Source organism: Rhodococcus sp. NFXS4, assembly GCF_058139645.1.
In genome coordinates this window covers 981,211-999,438 of record NZ_CP192221.1, presented here as the reverse complement: position 1 = coordinate 999,438, position 18,228 = coordinate 981,211, and the positions used below count along the sequence as shown (strand labels likewise).

At 68.2% G+C, this 18,228-nt stretch carries 17 protein-coding genes; 5 read left to right on the top strand and 12 right to left on the bottom strand.

Annotated features, from left to right (window positions below; translation table 11 throughout):
• Positions 1-51 precede the first annotated feature (51 nt).
• From J4E04_RS04630 to J4E04_RS04620, 3 genes are read left to right on the top strand one after another with little or no spacing between them, the layout of a single operon-like run.
• Positions 52-1,365 carry a CitMHS family transporter gene (locus tag J4E04_RS04630; RefSeq protein WP_490149982.1) on the top strand — a complete coding sequence of 438 codons (1,314 nt, stop codon included), beginning with the start codon at positions 52-54 and terminating at the stop codon, positions 1,363-1,365.
• The gene (locus J4E04_RS04625) at positions 1,362-2,696 is read left to right on the top strand and encodes an acyclic terpene utilization AtuA family protein (protein WP_490149981.1); all 1,335 of its coding nucleotides are present in this window, start codon (positions 1,362-1,364) and stop codon (positions 2,694-2,696) included. The genes J4E04_RS04630 and J4E04_RS04625 overlap by 4 nt, the downstream gene beginning before the upstream one ends.
• Complete coding sequence (locus J4E04_RS04620) at positions 2,693-2,992, top strand: AtuA-related protein (RefSeq protein ID WP_490149980.1); 300 nt, start codon at positions 2,693-2,695, stop codon at positions 2,990-2,992. The genes J4E04_RS04625 and J4E04_RS04620 overlap by 4 nt, the downstream gene beginning before the upstream one ends.
• An 8-nt stretch (positions 2,993-3,000) precedes the next feature.
• Here the strand turns inward: J4E04_RS04620 and J4E04_RS04615 are convergent, their stop codons facing one another.
• The 6 genes from J4E04_RS04615 to J4E04_RS04590 all read right to left on the bottom strand — a co-directional run bounded on the left by J4E04_RS04615 (position 3,001) and on the right by J4E04_RS04590 (position 9,552).
• Positions 3,001-4,521 (bottom strand): alkaline phosphatase D family protein, encoded by a 1,521-nt coding sequence (locus tag J4E04_RS04615; protein WP_490149979.1) that lies wholly within the window; start codon positions 4,519-4,521, stop codon positions 3,001-3,003.
• A 41-nt stretch (positions 4,522-4,562) separates the two neighbouring features.
• Entirely contained in the window at positions 4,563-5,582 is a 1,020-nt protein-coding gene (locus J4E04_RS04610; RefSeq protein WP_490149978.1) for a DUF8320 family protein, read from the bottom strand.
• Positions 5,579-6,781 (bottom strand): sensor histidine kinase, encoded by a 1,203-nt coding sequence (locus tag J4E04_RS04605; RefSeq protein WP_490149977.1) that lies wholly within the window; start codon positions 6,779-6,781, stop codon positions 5,579-5,581. Before J4E04_RS04605 ends, J4E04_RS04610 begins: the two co-directional genes overlap by 4 nt.
• Entirely contained in the window at positions 6,778-7,410 is a 633-nt protein-coding gene (locus J4E04_RS04600) for a response regulator (protein WP_222632922.1), read from the bottom strand. The genes J4E04_RS04605 and J4E04_RS04600 overlap by 4 nt, the downstream gene beginning before the upstream one ends.
• 94 nt (positions 7,411-7,504) lie before the next feature.
• Positions 7,505-8,710, bottom strand: coding sequence for a kynureninase (gene kynU, locus J4E04_RS04595; protein ID WP_490149976.1), 1,206 nt, complete (start codon positions 8,708-8,710; stop codon positions 7,505-7,507).
• Positions 8,707-9,552 (bottom strand): tryptophan 2,3-dioxygenase, encoded by an 846-nt coding sequence (locus J4E04_RS04590; RefSeq protein ID WP_222649662.1) that lies wholly within the window; start codon positions 9,550-9,552, stop codon positions 8,707-8,709. The genes kynU and J4E04_RS04590 overlap by 4 nt, the downstream gene beginning before the upstream one ends.
• A 48-nt stretch (positions 9,553-9,600) precedes the next feature.
• Between J4E04_RS04590 and J4E04_RS04585 the strand changes: the two genes are divergently transcribed.
• Positions 9,601-10,608: an alpha/beta hydrolase gene (locus J4E04_RS04585; protein ID WP_490149975.1), complete on the top strand. Its 1,008-nt coding sequence runs from the start codon at positions 9,601-9,603 to the stop codon at positions 10,606-10,608.
• Positions 10,609-10,611: 3 nt separating this feature from the next.
• Here J4E04_RS04585 and J4E04_RS04580 read toward each other — a convergent pair whose 3' ends face one another.
• Positions 10,612-11,013: a (R)-mandelonitrile lyase gene (locus tag J4E04_RS04580; protein ID WP_307108360.1), complete on the bottom strand. Its 402-nt coding sequence runs from the start codon at positions 11,011-11,013 to the stop codon at positions 10,612-10,614.
• A gap of 102 nt (positions 11,014-11,115) precedes the next feature.
• Positions 11,116-11,646: a TetR/AcrR family transcriptional regulator gene (locus tag J4E04_RS04575; protein WP_285184472.1), complete on the bottom strand. Its 531-nt coding sequence runs from the start codon at positions 11,644-11,646 to the stop codon at positions 11,116-11,118.
• 72 nt (positions 11,647-11,718) lie between these two features.
• On the opposite strand from J4E04_RS04575, the gene J4E04_RS04570 reads away from it, so the two are divergent.
• A complete protein-coding gene (locus J4E04_RS04570; protein ID WP_490149974.1) occupies positions 11,719-12,633 on the top strand; it encodes an alpha/beta hydrolase in 915 nt (304 codons plus the stop codon).
• Here the strand turns inward: J4E04_RS04570 and J4E04_RS04565 are convergent.
• The 4 genes from J4E04_RS04565 to J4E04_RS04550 are packed head-to-tail and all read right to left on the bottom strand — an operon-like array spanning position 12,581 to position 18,183.
• A complete protein-coding gene (locus tag J4E04_RS04565; RefSeq protein ID WP_490149973.1) occupies positions 12,581-13,369 on the bottom strand; it encodes a cytochrome c oxidase assembly protein in 789 nt (262 codons plus the stop codon). The genes J4E04_RS04570 and J4E04_RS04565 overlap by 53 nt on opposite strands.
• Positions 13,366-13,884: a DUF2243 domain-containing protein gene (locus J4E04_RS04560; protein WP_328812213.1), complete on the bottom strand. Its 519-nt coding sequence runs from the start codon at positions 13,882-13,884 to the stop codon at positions 13,366-13,368. The genes J4E04_RS04565 and J4E04_RS04560 overlap by 4 nt, the downstream gene beginning before the upstream one ends.
• A 42-nt stretch (positions 13,885-13,926) precedes the next feature.
• Entirely contained in the window at positions 13,927-15,312 is a 1,386-nt protein-coding gene (locus J4E04_RS04555) for an acyl-CoA dehydrogenase family protein (protein ID WP_490149972.1), read from the bottom strand.
• A gap of 60 nt (positions 15,313-15,372) precedes the next feature.
• Positions 15,373-18,183, bottom strand: a complete 2,811-nt coding sequence (locus tag J4E04_RS04550) for an FAD-binding and (Fe-S)-binding domain-containing protein (protein ID WP_490150502.1) — start codon at positions 18,181-18,183, stop codon at positions 15,373-15,375.
• Positions 18,184-18,228 lie beyond the last annotated feature (45 nt).

Sequence of the window (18,228 nt, the reverse complement as noted above, 5' to 3'; positions counted from 1 at the left end):
CTTGCAATTGTGATGTGAGCAACATGTGACGAAGTCCTTGAAGGAGGTCACATGGTTGCCGCGCTCGGCTTCGCCACCATCATCACGTTTCTAGCCCTGACATTCACCCGCCGGGTGTCGGTGTTGGTCGCACTCGTGCTGGTGCCCATCGGTTTCGCGCTGATCGGCGGCTTCGGCGCCGACCTGGGCGACATGATCGCGGAGGGACTGATCAAGGTCGCGCCGGTCGCGATCATGATCGCGTTCGCCGTGTTGTACTTCAGCCTGATGGTCGACCAGGGACTTTTCGATCCCGCGATCCGCCGCGTCGTGCGGTGGGCCGGAGGCAGCCCCACCAAGATCGCTGTCGGCACCGCGGTGCTCACCCTCATGGTCGCTCTCGACGGCGACGGCACCTCGACCTTCCTCATCATGGTGTCCGCGATGCTGCCGATCTATCAGCGCATCGGCATGCGGCCGCTCGCACTCACCGGCATCATCGCCCTGTCCGCCGGCATCATGAACATCATCCCGTGGGGCGGCCCGACGGTGCGCGCCATGGCGGCCCTCGACGCGACGAGCGCCGACATCTTCACGCCCGTCATCCCGGCCATGGCCGCGGGCATCGTGTGGGTGCTGTTCTCCGCGTTCATGATCGGCCGCATGGAGAGCAAGCGGATCGGCGCCCTGACGGAGACCGCCACGCCCGTGAAAGCCGGCCCCGGTACGCCCCATGTCGACGACTTGCCGGTCCGCGCCACAGTGCATCCCGCCGTCATGGCATTCAACGTCGTGCTGACACTGGTGCTGCTGGTCATCCTCCTGTTCCAGTTGGCCCCGCTGCAGGTGGCGTTCGCCATCGCCTTCGCCCTGGCGGTCCTGGTCAACAAGCCGAGGTGGTCGGCGCAGCAGGAAGTGTTCGCCAAGCACGGCGGCAACGTCACGATGGTGGTCGTCATGATCCTCGCTGCGGGCGTGCTCACCGGAGTCCTCAACGGCACCGGCATGATCACCGCGATGGCGGAAACCTTCGTGTCCTGGATCCCCGACTCCTTCGGTTCCTCCATCCCCGTCATCACCGCGATCACATCGATGCCGCTGAGCCTGGTCTTCACTCCTGACGCCTACTACTTCGGTGTGCTCCCGGTTCTCGCCGAGACCACGGCCTCGTTCGGCGGCGATCCGATGGAGACCGGCCGCGCCGCCATCCTCGGCCAGATGACCACCGGCTTCCCGCTCAGTCCGCTGACCGCAGCGACGTTCGTGCTGATCGGCATGACGAAGGTGGAACTGGGCAAGCACCAGCGCTTCATCTTCGGGTGGGCCTTCGGCACCACCATCGTCATGACCGTGGTGGCACTCCTGACAGGAGCGATCTCGCTGTGAAGAAGACGATTCGCCTCGGCGCCGGATCCGGGTTCTCCGGCGATCGCATCGATCCGGCCGTGACCCTCGCCGATCGCGCTGACCTCGACTACCTCGTCTTCGAGTGCCTCGGGGAACGCACCGTCGCCGCGGGCAACGCGAGACGGCTCGCCGATCCCGACACCGGGTACGACCCCCTCCTGCTCGCCCGCATCAGAGCGGTGTTGCCGCACGTGCTTCGCCGCGGAACCACAGTGGTGACCAACGGTGGCGCAGCACATCCCCTCGCAGCGGCGCGGCGCATCGCGGACCTCGTCGGCGGTCGGGCTCGAGTCGCCGCCGTGACCGGCGACGACGTCCTCGACGCCGTCCGCACACTCGATCCCCTCGTGTGGGAGACCGGCAAGGCCCTCTCCGCTCATCCCGAGAAGTTGGTGTCCGCCAACGCCTACATCGGAGCGGACGCGGTGCTTCCGGCACTGAGCGCCGGTGCCGACATCGTCGTGACGGGCCGACTCGCCGACCCGTCGCTGTACGTCGCGCCGCTCGTCCACGAGTTCGGCTGGGACCTCGACGACGCCCGCACCATCGGTGCCGCGACCGCGGTGGGGCACTTGCTCGAGTGCGCCGGTCAACTGACGGGCGGCTACTACGCCGACCCCGTCACCAAACCGGTTCCCGGCATGGCCGACCTCGGCTTCCCGTATGCGGACGTGTCCGCCGACGCGGACGCCGTCTTCGGCAAGGTGGACGGCACGGGCGGGACCCTCACCACGCGCACGGCCATCGAGCAGCTGCTCTACGAGGTCGGCGACCCCACCACGTACCTCACACCCGACGTCACGGCCGACTTCGGGGCGGTGACCTTCGAGCAGGTCGGCTCCGACAGGGTGTCCCTCACCGGCGCCACCGGTCGCACCCGACCGGACGAGCTCAAGGTGACGCTCGGCTTCCTCGACGGGTGGATCGGCGAGGGCCAGATCAGCTACGCGGGACCTCGCGCGTACGAGCGCGCCCGACTCGCCGCGGACATCGTCACGCAGCGCCTCGCCGACGTCCACGGACTCGACCCCGACGGTGTGACCGTCGAATTGATCGGTGCCGGAGCGGCTTTCCGTGGCCTCGCCACCGACACCGCACCGACCGAGGTGCGGCTCCGCGTCACCGGGCGGGCGGGGTCACGGGAGGATGCCGACGTGGTCGGGTGGGAGGTGGAGAGTCTGTACACCAACGGTCCTGCCGGTGGAGGCGGTGCACGACGATCTCATTCGGAGGTCCTGTGCATCCGATCGACATCGCTTCCACGGCACCTCGCACACACCGACGTCCACCTGATGGAGGGCACACGATGATCGTCGACGACCTGGCCGACGTCCGCACCGGGGACAAAGGCGACACCCTCATCCTCTCGGTCTTCGCACGGGACCGAGCGGCCTTCGAGACGCTCGAACGTGAGCTCACCCTCGATGTGGTGGTCGCGCACTACGGCGATCGCACCACCCGTGCGCCGCGGCGCACGGCACTGGACAGCGTCTCGGCACTCGTGTTCGAGCTGCCAGGCCAGCTGGGCGGTGGGGTCACCGGATCTGCGGAGCTGGACGGGCACGGCAAGGCGCTGAGTTACCACCTGTTGGTCCTAAAGATATGATTGCGCGGTCAGGGAGCCGGCAGCACCTGCGTGAAGAGAACCGCCCCGGTTCCGTCGCACAGGTTCACCGTCAGCGACCGCGAGTCCTTGTCGATCAGCACCTCACCGAAGTGCTGGAAGGTATCGAGCGGTGAGGCGTTCGGCTCCGGCGGCGCGTGCACGAACACCGCCTCCGGGCCGAACGTGGGATCGAGGTCGTTCGGCCCGAACGCACCCGCGTTGAGAGGCCCGCTGACGAACTCCCAGAATTCGCGGAACTCCTGGTAGGCGGCGCGCTCGGGTGAATACCGATGCGCCGCCGTGTAATGCACGTCGGCGGTGAGCCACACGGTGCCGGTGACGTCGTTCCGGTCGATCGCGGTGAGTACCTGCGCGATGTCGGTCTCCCGGCCGAGCGGGGCACCGGGGTCACCGTTGCCGACGCCCTCCTGCGCCGTCTTCCCGTCCGGCACCACCAGTCCCAGCGGGAGGTCGTTGGCGATGATCTTCCACGTGGCCTTCGAGCGCGACAGCTCGTCGATCAGCCACCGTCGCTGTGCATCGCCGAGAATCTCCCCGGTCGGGGCGGTGTTGGCACTGTTCGCATCCTTGTAGCTCCGCATGTCCAGGACGAAGACGTCGAGCAGCGGACCGTAGGCGATCTTCCGGTACACCCGCCCGTCGACGGCCTCGGCGGGAGCGACCGGGAGCCACTCGTGAAATGCCTGCAAGGCCCGCTGCGACAACAGGTTCACATCTTTCACGGTGTACTGCTCGAGGTCGAGAATCTCACCGGGATACCAGTTGTTGACGGTCTCGTGATCGTCCCACTGCACCACCTGCGCGACCGAGGAATTGAAGCGCCGGTAGTTGTCGTCGGTGAGGTTGTACGCGTACTGCCCGCGATACTCGTCGAGAGTCTCGGCGACCTTGGACTTGGCCTCGGACATCGTGTTCCGCCACACCCGGCCGTCGGGCAACGTGACACTCTCCTCGAGCGGCCCGTCGGCATAGATGACGTCGCCGCTGTGCAGGAACAGGTCCGGTTCCCGATCGGCCATCGCTCCGAAGATGGTCATGCCGCCGATGTCGGGGTTGATCCCGTAACCCTGGCCCGCCGTGTCGCCGCCCCACAGGAGGCGAATGTTCGACGGCCCGTCGGGAGCCGTGGAGAACACCCCGGTGACGGGCTCCGACGTGGCGCCGTCCTCGCCTTCCAGCGTCACGCGGTAGTGCACTCGCTGTCCCGCCGGCAGATCCGTGAGGCGCAGCACGCCGGTACCGTCGGACTGCGGTGTGAGGAGAGGTCCCCGCGTCGTCGTGACGGAGGAGAACGCGTCGGTGGCCGACGTGTCGACGATCATCGTCGCGGGCGTGTCCGACCGTGCCCAGACGAGCGCACCATCGGCACGGACGTCGCCGCTCGCGACGCCGTGGGTCAGCGACGGGCGCGCCCGCACCAGGGTGGGCCCGGTACTGCAGGCGAGCAACGGGGTGGCCGCGGCACCGAGCGCGGCGAAGCGAAACAGGGAGCGTCGCGACATCTGCATGCTCCGCACCGTGCCGCACGGACTTGAACGGGGTGTGACTCTCAGGAGGACAGCCGGGTGCCCGATCGGTCGAACTCCCAGTGCTCCACACCGTCCGCGGTCGTCACGACGATCGATGCGGCGGCGTCCTGGTCACCCGGTCGCAGCCGCACGGTCACCGATGACGCCGAACCGTGCAGCGCATCGATCACCGCGGCGACGATGTCGCGGTGGACGGTGGTGTCGGTCTCGCCTCGGTCGTCGAAGAGAAGCACGTCGACGCCCCGACTCCGAGCCTCCCGTGCGGCACTGTGCACCTCGTCGATGTCGAGGCCTTTCGCTCGGACGCTGTCGCGCAAGTGGTGCTCCAGGAGCTGACACCGAATCCGCTGCTCGTCGCTGAGCGGTTCACCCGAAGCGATGCGCGACAGCAAAGGTCGCGCGAGCACGTCGAGCCGGGTCAGCTGCGCATCACGCTCGTCGAGAACGGCTCGGGATGCAGCCTGGTCCGCCGCTTGCCGTGTGCCCGCGAGGCGCAACCGAAAGATGTCGGCCACCGGGGTGCGAAGCGCATACGCGAAGAAACTCCCCATGAGCACCAGAGCGACGTTCGGCAACACGATGAGGAAACCGGTGAGCGGACCCTGGCCGGTGAGCGTCGACCACGTGATGGTGACAGCGAAGATCGCGACCAGACCCGCCCACGCCCACGGAGTTCGACCACGGACACAGAGGAACGTGTAGACACCGACCGCGGCGGTGGTGGGCCACGGCTGCAGCGGATTGTCGATGGGGACCGGCAAGACGAACAACACGAGCGCGGAGGCCAGCGGGCCGTACAGCGTGATGAAGGCCGTCGTACGGAAAGGCAGGGGATCACCCGGCACCCGCACCAACAGGACGACGGATGCCGCATGCAGAACGAGCGCGACTGCCACCACCGCGGGCTGCCTGATGCCGTCGAGGGTCCAGGCTGTCGAGACGATCACGCCGACCACGTTGACGACGACCACCACCCACGCTGCCGGGCTCCGAAACCCCAGCAACGTGGTGACACCGTCGTCTTCTCGGACCGTCGTCATCCGTCGAACGTCCATCGGAGTTCGACAACGGTGCCGGACCCGGCTGCTGACCGAACGGTTGCGGAACCGCCGGACAGTCGCCGCATGCGATCGAGGATGCTGACCCGGACGCCGAGACGGTTGGCGGGAATGTGGTCAGGATCGAACCCGGACCCGTCGTCCGCGACGATCGATGTCAGCTCGGTCGACGACACCGTGACCGTCACCGCCCGAGACGAGTGTGGGCCTGCGTGCCGGACGCTGTTCCGCAGAGCCTCGCTCAGCGCCGCACCCATGGTGCGGATCGGCTCGGCCGACAACACCCTCGCGTTCGCGACTTCTCCGACCACCTCGAGACGTGCGGAGGGGTCCACGGCGCCGGCCGCCGCGCGAAGATGCGCGACCGCCTGATCGACATCGAAGACGGTGACACCCGAATCGCTGTCTCGGAGCGCATCGAGTTCGGCCAGTGTGCCGACCGCTTGGGCGACGAGTTCCCGACTCATGGGGCCCCTCGACGCCGAGAGCAGGGTCGACATCACGTTGTCGTGGATGAGCCCGTCGAACCGCCTGCGCTCGACGGTCCGCGCCAGCATCGCCGCCGCTCCGGCGGCGCGTGCGTACGTTGCCAGCCGAGTCTCGTCGAGGATACGGCCGGTCCGGGCCGCCATCACGGACGCCGCGACGAAGGTGAGACTGAAACTGAACGCGAACGCGACGTCAGCGAGAAAGGGACTCCTGTCCGGCGCTTCTCGCACATGGAAGTTGATGGTCTGGACAGCCAGTGTGACCACGATCAACTGGGCGAACACCCACCGAGGACGCATGGAGACAGCCGCGCCGAGTGTGGACAACGCGGGGAACGCTGCGAACCATGTCGACTTGGCATCGGGAAGCTCGGCTCCCGTCCATCCGAAGGGCCACGTCGCAAGTCCCAGGAGATACGAAAAGGCACAGGCCGCGGCCATCGGCAGCACGTAACGCTGGGCAGTGCTGAACGAGGCGACGAGAAGAGCCAGACCCGGCCCGAAGAACGCCACAAGGGCGACCGGAGTCCACCACGCTTCCGTGACCGTGGCGACGTCCCGAATGAGCGGTATCGACACCACCGCATAGAAGAGGTACCCGGTACCGATGAATCTGCCGAACAGGGTCGCGATCTTGTCCGCCGCGCTCTCGTCGCGGTGCGCAGTCCCCGAGATCACTGCCGCCGCCGTCACGACTTCCTGCGTCGACGGGGGAACGGCAACCACCCGTCCTCCAGCGCCCGTTTGTACAGATCGGTCTTCGTCGGGGCGGGCCTGCCGGCGTCGGCGTACTTGAGCCGGATACGACCGAGATAGTCGTTCACCGTCTCGGGCGAGATACCCATGGTCGACGCGACCCGCGTGGCCGTCTCCCCGGCCGCGTAGAGCGTGAGGAGCCGTCGATGCTGCGGGCTCAGGTCCACCGCGGCGAGGTCGGGATCCCCGTCGATGGCCGCCGCCCAGTCGATGGTGGGCACCATCTCGCCCCGGGCTGCACTCCGCACGGCGTCCACCACCGCGTCGATCGGCTGGGACTTGCGCACCACACCGAGCACACCGGCGCGGGCGGCGGAGCGCACCAGGAACGGATCCTCGCCCGAGGTGAGAACCAGCACGTCGAGACCGCGGGCGCGGATGGCCTCGACGTTGGACACCGGCGACGATCCGTCACGCAGTCGAAGATCGAGGATCACCAGATCGAGGTCCGTGGTCGCGTCGAACAGCTCGGCGACCGTGGGGGCGCTCGCGACGAAGTCGAGGTCGGGATGATCGGCAAGGGAGTCCCGCAACCCCCGGATTGTCAGCTCGTGATCATCGACCATTCCGATACGCGCACGTTCGACCCCCACCGGACCCCCTCAGCCACAAAGTCGTCAGAGCATAACCATCTGACCGGTCGTGTTGTGGTGCCAGGTGTCAGCGCCGGAGCTCCTCGGCGATCGCGAGAACGCCGATGCGCACCTCTTCGAAGCTGGTGCTGAGCGGGCTCAGGCCGAGCCTGATGCCGCTCGGGGCCCGGAAGTCGGGGATGACGCCGCGCTTCCACAGCCGCGCCGTGACCTCGCGGAAATCGGGGTGATCGAGCGTGACGTGTCCCCCGCGCTCGTCCGCGTTCTCCGGCGAGGCGATCTCCACGCCCAGTGGCACCAGGTCCGAGCGCACCAGCTCGAGCGCGTACTCGGTGAGAGCGATCGACTTCGCGCGGATCGCGTCCATGCCGACCTCGCCGATCATGGCGAGCGTGTCCTGCATCGCGATCATGCCGAGCACCGGCGGGGTGCCGCTGATGACGCGTCGCACGCCCTCGGCCGGGACGTATCCCTGCTCCATGGCGAAGGCGTCGGCACGCCCCATCCATCCCCATACGGGCTGCCGAAACTCGGGCAGATGCTCCGCGCGGACGTATGCGAACGCGGGCGAGCCGGGACCACCGTTCAGGTACTTGTAGGTGCAGCCGACGGCGAGATCGACACCCCACTCGTCGAGACGGAGCGGCACGGATCCCACAGAGTGCGACAGGTCGAGCACCACCAGGGCGCCGACGTCGTGCGCGACACGGGCCGCCGCGGACGCGTCCGCGAGAAAGCCCGAGCGGTAGGCGACATGACTGAGAAGCACGAAAGCTGTTCGCTCGGTGACGACATCGGCGATGTCCGCAGTCCGTACGCCCGACCGCCGGTCCGAGTCGATCCACACCAGCGTCAGGCCGAGTTCGGACGCGATGGACTCGAGGACGTAGCGATCGGTCGGGAAATTGTCGCGATCGAGGACGATCTCGGTCCGGCCCGGCCTCAGCGCCGCCGCCCCGCGCGCGATCTTGTAGAGCAGGACGGTGGTGGAGTCACCGATGACGGTCTGCCCGGGTGCTGCACCCAGGGCCACCCGACCGAGCGTGTCGCCCAACGTGATGGGCAGCTCGAACCATTCCTCGTCCCACCCGCGGATCAGCCGGCCACCCCAGGCCTGCGCCATGAACGTCGAGACACGCTCGATGCTCGCCGTCGTGGGCCGACCGAGCGAATTGCCGTCGAGATAGGACACGACGGGATCGGCGTCGTCGGTGTGGAAGCGAGAGCGGTACTCGCGCAGGGAGTCCCGTGCGTCGAGGTCTGCTGCGGTCATGGCTGTCCGATCTCGGTGCGGGCGGCGAACAACTCGGGGAAGAACGTCAACTCGAGGGCGCGCTGGAGGAAGCCGACACCACTGGAGCCACCGGTGCCGCTCTTGTGCCCGATCGTACGGAGCACCGTGCGCATGTGCCGGAACCGCCAGAGCTGAAAGTTCTCCTCCAGGTCGACGAATTCCTCGAACGCCTCGTACGCGGCCCAGTTCTCGGTGGGGTTCTCGTAGACGTGCGTGATCAGTGGCATCAGATCGTCGTTGCGCGCGTACGGCGCGGTGACATCTCGCCGCAGCGCACTCTCCGGAACGTCGAGTCCTGCGCGGGCCAGGCACCGCCACAGGGCGTCGTACACACTCGGCTCGCGGTGCACCCGCGTCAGCAGTTCGGTTGCCACCGAGTCGGATTCGAACACCGTCAGCATCGCCGCGTTCTTGTTGCCCAGCACGAACTCCACCGCGCGGTACTGCGCGGACTGGAACCCCGACGAGTTTCCCAGGAACCCACGGAACTGCGCGTACTCGGTGGGCGTGAGTGTCGCGAGCACCGACCACTGCTCGGTCAGCGTCTTCTGAATGTGCTTGACACGAGCGACGCACTTCAGCGCGAACCCGAGGTCGTCGGCGTCGAACGCGTCGCGTGCGGCGAGCAGTTCGTGCAGCACGAGCTTGAACCACAGCTCGGTGGTCTGGTGCTGGATGATGAACAGCAACTCGTCGTGATGCTCCGGGACACTCACCGGCTTCTGCGCACTGAGCAGAGTGTCGAGATCGAGGTACGCCCCGTAACTCATCCGCTCGCGGAAATCGGTGACGATGTCCTTCTCGATGGCGCGCTCGTCCATTGCTCCTCTTCCGTCGATTCCCCCGAGCCTAGGACGTAGATTCGAGGGATGAGCGAGTCCTCGGAACGAATCGACGTCGTCCTGCACCCGGACGCCGTTCGAGACCTCGGCACGGTGACCGACCTGGTGCAGTCCGCGCTCGCTGCGCGCGGCGCCACCGGGGAGGTCCACGTGTCGGACGACGTCTCCGTGGCATCCGGTGACGTGATCGTGGTCCCGGCCCCGGGCGGACGCGTCGGCACGCAGGCGAGCGACCGGTGTGTGGTGCGTGTCGACTACGGCTACGTCGCGACGGACCTCTCGCCGGGGCTGCATGCGCACATCCGTGGCCGCGGGCTCGGCGGGCTGCGGTACGCCGTCGACAGGATTCACCATCACCGACTGCACCCGGCGACCGTCGAGCGGTATGGGGAGCACCCCGAACAGTTCGCCGAGGTGCGGGGGACGAGCGGGCCGGTCGTCGCTCTGATCCACGGCGGGTACTGGCGGGCACCGTGGCGACTCGACTCGCTCGACGCCGCGGCCATCGATCTCGCCGACCGCGGCTACACCACCTGGAATGTCGAGTACCGCACACCCGACGAGCACGGGTGGGAGACGACGGCGGCGGATGTCGCCGCGGCCCTGAAGCACGCTGGTGCGCAGGCCGTCCTCGGCCATTCGGCAGGAGGTCAGCTCGCGCTGCGCTGGGCCGCCAATGCCCGTCCCGCACTGGCCGTGAGTCTCGCCGGAGTCCTCGACCTACAGATTGCCGACGACCGCGGCCTGGGTGACGGCGCGGTGCGTGCCGCCCTCGGCTCGCGGTACTCGGATGCTCACGCAGAGTCGTCCCCCCGAGCGCGACTGCCACTCGGGATTCCGCAGATCGTCGTGGTCGCGGCATCGGACGATCCGAACCTGAACGACATCGGCCGCGAGTACGTCACCGCAGCATCGGCCGCAGGTGACGATGTCACGCTTGTCGAAGGCCCTGGAGACCACTTCAGTGTCGTCGACCCGCGGTCGGAGATCTGGCCCGCGATCGTGGAGCGGATCGAGGGACGTCTCCCCCGCTGATCGTCACTCGTGCGCGGTGTACTCCGCGTCGGTGACGGGGTCCATCCACACGACGACGTCGTGCTCGTCGTCGCCCTCGTTGATGGCGAGATGCACCATCAGGCGATCCGGCGCGGCGCCGTGCCAGTGCACCTCGTCGGCCTCGAACAACACGCGGTCGCCGGGACGGATGACCTCGACCGGCCCATCCTGCCGCTGGCACAGACCGACGCCCTCGGTGACGAACACCGTCTGGCTCAGCGAGTGGCGGTGCCAGTGCGTACGCGCACCCGGCATGAAGTGGACCAGGTTGGCGGAGACCCGCGACGGGGTCGGAGCTGCGGCAACGGCGTCGATGTAGACGTCGCCGGTGAACCAGTCGGCCGGACCCTTGGTGGTCGCGATCGAGCTTCGGGTGATCTGCATGCGCGGTTCCTCTCGTCGGTGGTGCTGGTGTCCAGCATTCGCGGTGCCGGTCCACGGGGGAAGTCCCTGCCGAGGAGCGCCCCGGCAGGGCACCCCGGTCGTCTAGGTGAACAGGGCGTCGACGATCGCAGCCTTGTCGGCAGCGCTCTGCGGATGCGTCAGCATGCCCTCGACGGCGAACACCACGACCTTGGTCCGCGCGGCGATCCGCTCCTCGGCGACGCCGACGTGGCGCAGTTCCTCCGCGACCAGCGCATCGGCCATGGCATGGAAACCGTTGTGCCACTCGTCGATCGGAGCCGACACCGCAGCGCGGGCGTGAACGGTGTCCACCAACCGGTGGTAGCGCTCGAGTTCGGTCACCACCCACGTCAGCCGTTCCTGCGGTGACGTCACCTCCAGCTCCGCGAAGCGCGTCAACGCCGTCGCCGTGATCTCGGTGAGGGCGGCGACGAGCAGTTCGTCCTTGTCGGAGAAGTACCAGTAGATGGTGTTGGGCGTGACGCCGGCGCTCTGCGCTATCCGGCTCAGCGGGGTGCCGTCGAATCCGGCCTCGACGAACAGGGCCGTCGCGGCGTCGACGATCTCGGCCCGTTTTTCTTCCCGATCCTGCGGACGTCTGTTCCGAGGCATGCGGTCACCCTATCTTGATGCTCGATCAAGACGCTGCTACGTTCTCTTGAACGTCAATCAAGAGGAGCCCGCATGCCTGACACCGTTCGCGACGACCTGTGGTTCGACTCCGGTTCCGATCGCTGCGCGATCTCGGTCCTCCGACCTGCCGGGCTCGACGGTTCCGCGCCGATCATCGTCATGGCCCACGGCTTCGGATCGGTGCGCGCGTTGCGCCTCCCCGCCTACGCGGACCAGTTCGTCCAGGCGGGCTACGTCGTCGCGCTGTTCGACTACCGGCACTTCGGCGACAGCGAAGGAACCCCACGGCAGCTCCTGGACGTGCGCAGGCAGCTCGAGGACTGGCGCAACGCGCTGGCCTTCGCCCGGCTACTCGACGGCGTCGACCCCGACCGCGTCGTCGCATGGGGCACCTCGTTCGGCGGGGGCCATGTCCTCACCCTGGCGGGCACGGGCGAACGACTGGCCGCGATCATCGCGCAGGTCCCGCACGTGGACGGCATCGCCGCCGTGCGCTCCGCCGGCCTGCGCCAGACCCTGCGTCTCGCACCGGCAGCCCTCTCGGACCAGATCCGGGCTCTGCTCGGTCGCGAGCCCCGCTACATCGACTCGATCGGGACACCCGGTGCCCTTGCCGCCATGGTCTCGCCCGACGCCGCCGTCGGACGTGACCGTCTTCTCGACGCGTCGGGACTGCGCACTGGCGACTACCCCGAGACGGTCGCCGCCCGCATCCTGCTCCACATCGGCCTGTACTCGCCGGGGAAGACCGCCGCGAAGATTACGTGCCCCGCCCTCGTCCAGATCGCCACGAACGACGCCATCACCCCGACGGACATTGCGCTGCGCACAGCACGGAAGATCCCGCGCGCCACCGTGGTGACGTACGAGGGCGGACACTTCGACCCCTACGTCGAGCCGCTCTTCCCCCAGATCATCGCCGACCAGCTGGCGTTTCTTCGCGACGTCGTGCCGGTCGCCACGTGAGCAGAAGCGCCAGCGCCAGAAGCAGTTCGGCGATGTCGCCGCCGTAGTACATCAGCTCGCCGGCGCCCTGGCGCTGATCGGCGGGAACCGGAATCTGCACGAGGAGTCCCGCGTACATCAGCTGCGACAGGACAGCATGACCGAGGATCGCCGCCCCGAGTATCCAGAGTCGGGTGGGTACCGAAGGCCGATGCGGTGCCGGGTCGGGGCCGGCGACGACCCACGCGAACAGGTATCCCGCCGCGAAGAAGTGCACGTGCACCACCAGGTGCAGCGCCGTGCTGTGTGTCGTCGCCTCGTAGAGCGGGGTGAAGTACAGCAGCGCGAGACCGCCGAGATTCAGGGCCAGCGCGACGATCGGGTTCGCTATCACGTGCACCGGCCGCGAGCGCAGGACATGGCCGATGGCACGGCCGTTCGGCGGCGACACCGAGCGCAGCACCAACGTCATCGGGGCACCGAGTACCAGCGCCAATGGCGCGTACATGCCGAGAAGCAGGTGCTGGTGCATGTGGCCGCGGAAGTCGCCGTCCGGGTCGGGCAACAGTGCGGGGACCACGGCGAGAACGAGGAGCCCGATGCCGACGAGGAAGCTCACCGTGCGCCACGGGTTCCATCCCCGCGGCTCATGCCTGCAGCTTTCCGCCGCAACGACATACGCGGCTGCCACCACGACGAGGATCACGATCGGTCCGAGACCACCGCTGCCGTGATGGGTGTCGTGCGCGAGCATCATCGCGATCGACGTGCGCTGCGCTGCATGAGCCAGCCGCCGGCGATGAGGAGGACACCGAGGGCGAGGAAGCCGAGGTCCCACCACAGTTGATTCGGACCGCTGCGAACGTGGTGGATTCCCAGCAGGTGGTGGTCGACGATGCCCTCGACCAGGTTGAACAGGCCCCACCCGACCAGAACCCACCCCCACAGCACTCGCGACGCCCACACCCGCCCGCGCGATCCGGTGACACGCGAGTACAGCAGTCCGAGACCCAGTAGTACGGCGAGCCAGGTGACCGTGTGGAAGACGCCGTCCCACAGCGTGTTTATCTGGAGGCCGTGGACGGTGTCGACGGGATAAGGCTGCAGGCCGATGTTGTCGTCGCCCGAACTGCTCAGCAGGTGGTGCCACTGCAGAATCTGGTGCAGCAGAATTCCGTCGACGAAACCGCCCAGGCCCACACCGAGCACGATGCCGGGCAGGGCGACTCCGCGGTCGGGCACGACGCCTTGTGGGCGTTCCGAGGTGACCATGCGCAGGGCAGTACCCGACGCACGGTCCTCGAAACTGTCGGGTTACTTCCGGCTGGGTGGCTGCAGGAACTTCATGGCACCGCGCAGGACCGGCTCGGGCACCTTGTCCTTGGCCGCCATCGCCTTGTCCATCACCTTCGTGCGCGTCTCGGTTCCGCGGCCGAACGCCTTGTTGAGCGCCGACCCTTCGGCCTCCATCTGTACGTGCAGCGGCGGAGCGCCGTCCTGCTGCGCGATCGCATTGCTGATCACGACGCGCTGGATCTCGCTGGTGCCCTCGAAGATGGTGTACAGCTTGGCGTCGCGGTACCACTTCTCCACCGGGTGGTCGGTGATGTAGCCCCACCCGCCCATCGTCTGGATCGCCCGCTCGGTGGAGGCCACCGCGACCTCGGTGGCGGCGAGCTTGGCCATCGACCCCTCGCCGCGCTCGAAGGCGACACCCGTGGCCGCCATCCAACTGGCGCGCCACGTCAACAGGCGCGCCGCGTCGATCCGCATCGCGAGATCCGCCAGCGGGAAGGCGATGCCCTGGTTGTCGATGATCGGTGACCCGAACGCCTCACGCTCGTTGGCGTACTTCGTCGCGTACTCCAAGGAGGCACGGGCGATTCCGAGGGCCTGAGCGGCCACCATCGGTCGCGTCTGCTCGAGCGCTCCGAGAGTGGCGGAGCGACCTCTGATCCCGGTCTTCTCCGCTTCGCGGGCCTTGGCCAGCTTGTGCTCGAGCTTGTCGAGACCGCCCAGGAGGTTCGCACCGGGAATGCGGACACTGTCGAACTTCAGCTCCGCGGTGTGCGAGGCGCGGCACCCCAGCTTGTCGAGCTTGCGCACGAGTTCCAGTCCGGGGGTTCCGCCGGGGACGATGAAGAGCGCCTGACCCTTGTGACCGAGTTCGGGGTCGACGTTGGCATTGACGACGTGGACGTCCGCGATGCCGCCGTTGCCGATCCACATCTTGTGGCCGTCGATGATCCAGTCGTCCCCGTCCTGCCGCGCCGTCGTCCGCAGATTGCGAACGTCGCTGCCACCCTCGGGTTCGGAGATCGCGAGCGCTGCCAGCTTCAGGTCGTCCGGGGTGCCGAAGCACTGCGGTGCCCATTCGAGCATCTGCTCCGGCGTCGCCGCCTGACCGATGGCCGACAGCGCGAGCGCCGGCATCACCACCGCGAGACCGATTCCCGCACAACCCCAGAACAGTTCCTCCATGAACACCGGCAGGGACAGACCCGTCGGATCACCGATGAGGTCGCGGTAGAAGAGTGGCGAGTAGAAGCCCGCCCGCGCGGCTTCCTGCAGCACCGGCCACGGAAACTCCTGCTCCTTGTCGTAATGCTGCGCGACGGGCCGCACCACGTTCTCGGCGAAGTCGTGAGCACGACCGACCAACTCGTGTTGGGCCGGTGTGAGCGTCAGATCGAAAGCCATGATGTCCCCCCAGGACGGTTGTTTCGGCAGGGCATACCCCACCTCGACGAGTGTTACACGTCACTCCGTCTCATCAGGCAACGCGCTCGCCAACACTTGCGCGAGGTGCTCACCGCGGCGATCCGTGAGATCGGACAGCTGGGTACGGCAGGAGTAGCCGTCGGCCAGAATCGACGCGGTGTCCGCCGCCGACTGCACCGCCGGCAGAAGTTGCTGACCGGCGATGGTGACCGAGACGTGGTAATGCCCCTTCTCGACGCCGAAATTCCCGGCGAGCCCGCAGCAACCACCGAGGCGCTGCACATCGGCGCCCGCTCTCTCGAGCAGAGCCGCGTCTGCGCCCCAGCCCATCACGGCGTGGTGGTGACAGTGCGGCTGCGCCACCACCTCTCGGCCGTTCAGGGACGGCGGTTCCCACCCGCGCTCGGTGAGCAGTTCGGCCAGCGTGCGGGCGGCCTCGGCGACCGGCGCGGCGCGTTCCTTGCCGAGCAGTTCCGTTGCGTCGCTTCGTAGTACACCAGTGCACGAAGGTTCGATACCCACGATGGGAACACCGCCGTCCGACGCCTCGGTCAGGGCGTCCACGGTGCGTCCCAGGATGCGCTTCGCGGCATCCAGTTGACCGGTCGAGATCCACGTGAGACCGCAACACTGCTGCTTCTCGGTCAGCCTGGGCCGGTAGCCCGCCGCCTCGAGCACACGCACCGTCGCCCGGCCCACTTCGGGCGTGAAGTGATTGGTGAAGGAGTCGACGAAGAGCACGACGGGATCACCGGTCGTGGGCCGGTGCGATTCGTGGAACCACTGCCGGAACGTCCTCGGGGCGAACTCGGGTATCGAGCGACGCGGATCGATACCCGACGCCCGCAGTGCCAGCGGACCCACCCCCGGAAGCCGCGCCGCAGCGTTGACGGCGCGCGGCGCTCGAGCGGCGACAGCGGCCCAGCGCGGAAGCCACCCGAGCGAGTAGTGCGCCGCAGGGCGTAGCCGACGTCGGTAGCTCTGGTGCAGCACCTCCGCCTTGTACGACGCCATGTCGACACCGGTCGGACAGTCCGAGGCACATCCCTTGCAGGACAAGCACAGATCCAGGGCATCGTGCACCTCGGGCGAGCGCCACCCGCCGGTGACGTCGGTGCCGTTGATCATCTCCTGCAGTACCCGGGCGCGACCGCGGGTGGAGTCCTTCTCCTCCCGAGTCGCCAGGTACGACGGGCACATCACCCCGCTGGTGCCGGTGGTGTCCGCGCGGCACTTACCGACGCCCGTGCACCGGTGCACGGCCTGACTGAAGTCGCCGCCGTCCTCTGCGTAGGCCATCGCGAGCAGCGTCCGAGGCTTCGCGGCCGGGACGCGGAGATCCGCATCGAGCGGTCGAGGATCCACGAGCACACCGGGATTGAGGATGCCGTCGGGATCGAACGCATGCTTGACGGCACCGAACAACGCGAGTGCGTCCGCCGAGTACATCAGGGGCAAGAGCTCACTGCGCGCACGGCCGTCGCCGTGCTCACCGGACAACGACCCGCCGTACCGCGCCACCAGCGTGGCGGCGTCGACGAGGAACCGGCGGAACACCCCTGTCCCACCGGACTTGTCGAGCGGCAGGTCGATGCGCACGTGCAGGCACCCGTCACCGAAGTGCCCGTACGGCAGCCCGGTCACCCCGTACTGCGTCATGAGGTCGTCGAAGTCGCGCAGGTATCGGCCGAGCGAGGCCGGCGGTACCGCCGCGTCCTCCCACCCGGCGTGTGCCGGCAACCCCGCGGGACTGCGCCCCGCGAGTCCGGCTCCGTCTGCTCGGATCTGCCACAGCCGAGCGGTGCGTTCCGCGTCGGTGACCACCAGGGAGTCGACCGCTCCGCAGCCGCGTGCGACCGCGTCGGCTCGGTCCGTGGCCTGCTCGCGGGTATCGCCGACGACCTCGACGAACAACCACGCGGCGCCGCCGGGAAGCGGCGGAACCGCATGGGGTCCGCGGCGTTCGCGGACGACGTCGACGATGCGCGAATCGATGCCCTCGCATGCGGTGGGCGTGAACGTCAGGACGGTGGGCGCGGCGTCACCGGCGGTGGCGATGTCCGGGTACCCGAGAACGACGAGGATGCGGAACGCAGGCTCCGTCACCAAGTCGACGGTGGCGCGCGTGGTGACCGCGAGCGTGCCCTCGCTGCCCACCAGCATCCGGCGGACGTCGAAACGGTTCTCCGGCAACAGGTTCTCCAGCGCGTAGCCGGAGACCTGGCGGCCGAACGTGCCGAATTCCGTTCGGACGGTTCCGAGTCCGCCGGCGACGATCTGCCGCAGCGCATCGAGAGTCGGAGACGTGGTGTCCCTCGGCAGGTGCAGCTGCTCCCCGCTGCCCGTCACCACGTCGAGCGCGGAGACGTTGTCGGAGGTCCGGCCGTAGCCGAGAGTGCGCGAGCCGCACGCGTTGTTCCCGATCATGCCGCCGACGGTGCAGCGCGTGAAGGTGGACGGGTCGGGACCGAACCGGAGCCCGTGCTGCGCCGCTGCCTTCTGCACCACCGACTGCACGGCGCCGGGTTCGACAGTCGCGGTGCGCGCCTCGGGGTCGACGTGGAGCACCCGGTTCAGGTGCCGACTGACGTCGAGCACAACCCCGGTACCCACCGCGTTGCCGGCCACGGACGTGCCGCCGCCGCGCATGGTCAGCGGAACCCCGGTCTCGCGGCACACCGCGACGGCCGCCGCGATGTCCTCGGTGCGACGGGGCCGCGCGACGACGAGCGGGTGCACGCGGTAGAGCGACGCGTCCGACGAATAGGCGGCGCGGGTCGTGCCGTCGGTGAGCACGTCGTCGAGGCCCGCGCGGCGCAGTGCGCGGGCGCAGTCCTCGGCGGAGATCACCGTGTCGACGCTACCGGGCCGGGTGGGCGGGGGTGTGGGGTTGGC

Bases quoted from the DNA above. Each gene is read 5' to 3' on its own strand.
- J4E04_RS04615 (WP_490149979.1), bottom strand. From the start codon at position 4,521: ATGCAGATGTCGCGACGCTCCCTGTTTCGCTTCGCCGCGCTCGGTGCC.
- J4E04_RS04555 (WP_490149972.1), bottom strand. From the start codon at position 15,312: ATGGCTTTCGATCTGACGCTCACACCGGCCCAACACGAGTTGGTCGGT.
- J4E04_RS04580 (WP_307108360.1), bottom strand. From the start codon at position 11,013: ATGCAGATCACCCGAAGCTCGATCGCGACCACCAAGGGTCCGGCCGAC.
- J4E04_RS04560 (WP_328812213.1), bottom strand. From the start codon at position 13,884: ATGGTCACCTCGGAACGCCCACAAGGCGTCGTGCCCGACCGCGGAGTC.
- J4E04_RS04570 (WP_490149974.1), top strand. From the start codon at position 11,719: ATGCCTGACACCGTTCGCGACGACCTGTGGTTCGACTCCGGTTCCGAT.
- J4E04_RS04630 (WP_490149982.1), top strand. From the start codon at position 52: ATGGTTGCCGCGCTCGGCTTCGCCACCATCATCACGTTTCTAGCCCTG.
- J4E04_RS04585 (WP_490149975.1), top strand. From the start codon at position 9,601: ATGAGCGAGTCCTCGGAACGAATCGACGTCGTCCTGCACCCGGACGCC.
- J4E04_RS04575 (WP_285184472.1), bottom strand. From the start codon at position 11,646: ATGCCTCGGAACAGACGTCCGCAGGATCGGGAAGAAAAACGGGCCGAG.
- J4E04_RS04600 (WP_222632922.1), bottom strand. From the start codon at position 7,410: ATGGTCGATGATCACGAGCTGACAATCCGGGGGTTGCGGGACTCCCTT.
- J4E04_RS04620 (WP_490149980.1), top strand. From the start codon at position 2,693: ATGATCGTCGACGACCTGGCCGACGTCCGCACCGGGGACAAAGGCGAC.
- J4E04_RS04565 (WP_490149973.1), bottom strand. From the start codon at position 13,369: ATGATGCTCGCGCACGACACCCATCACGGCAGCGGTGGTCTCGGACCG.
- kynU (WP_490149976.1), bottom strand. From the start codon at position 8,710: ATGACCGCAGCAGACCTCGACGCACGGGACTCCCTGCGCGAGTACCGC.
- J4E04_RS04590 (WP_222649662.1), bottom strand. From the start codon at position 9,552: ATGGACGAGCGCGCCATCGAGAAGGACATCGTCACCGATTTCCGCGAG.
- J4E04_RS04610 (WP_490149978.1), bottom strand. From the start codon at position 5,582: ATGACGACGGTCCGAGAAGACGACGGTGTCACCACGTTGCTGGGGTTT.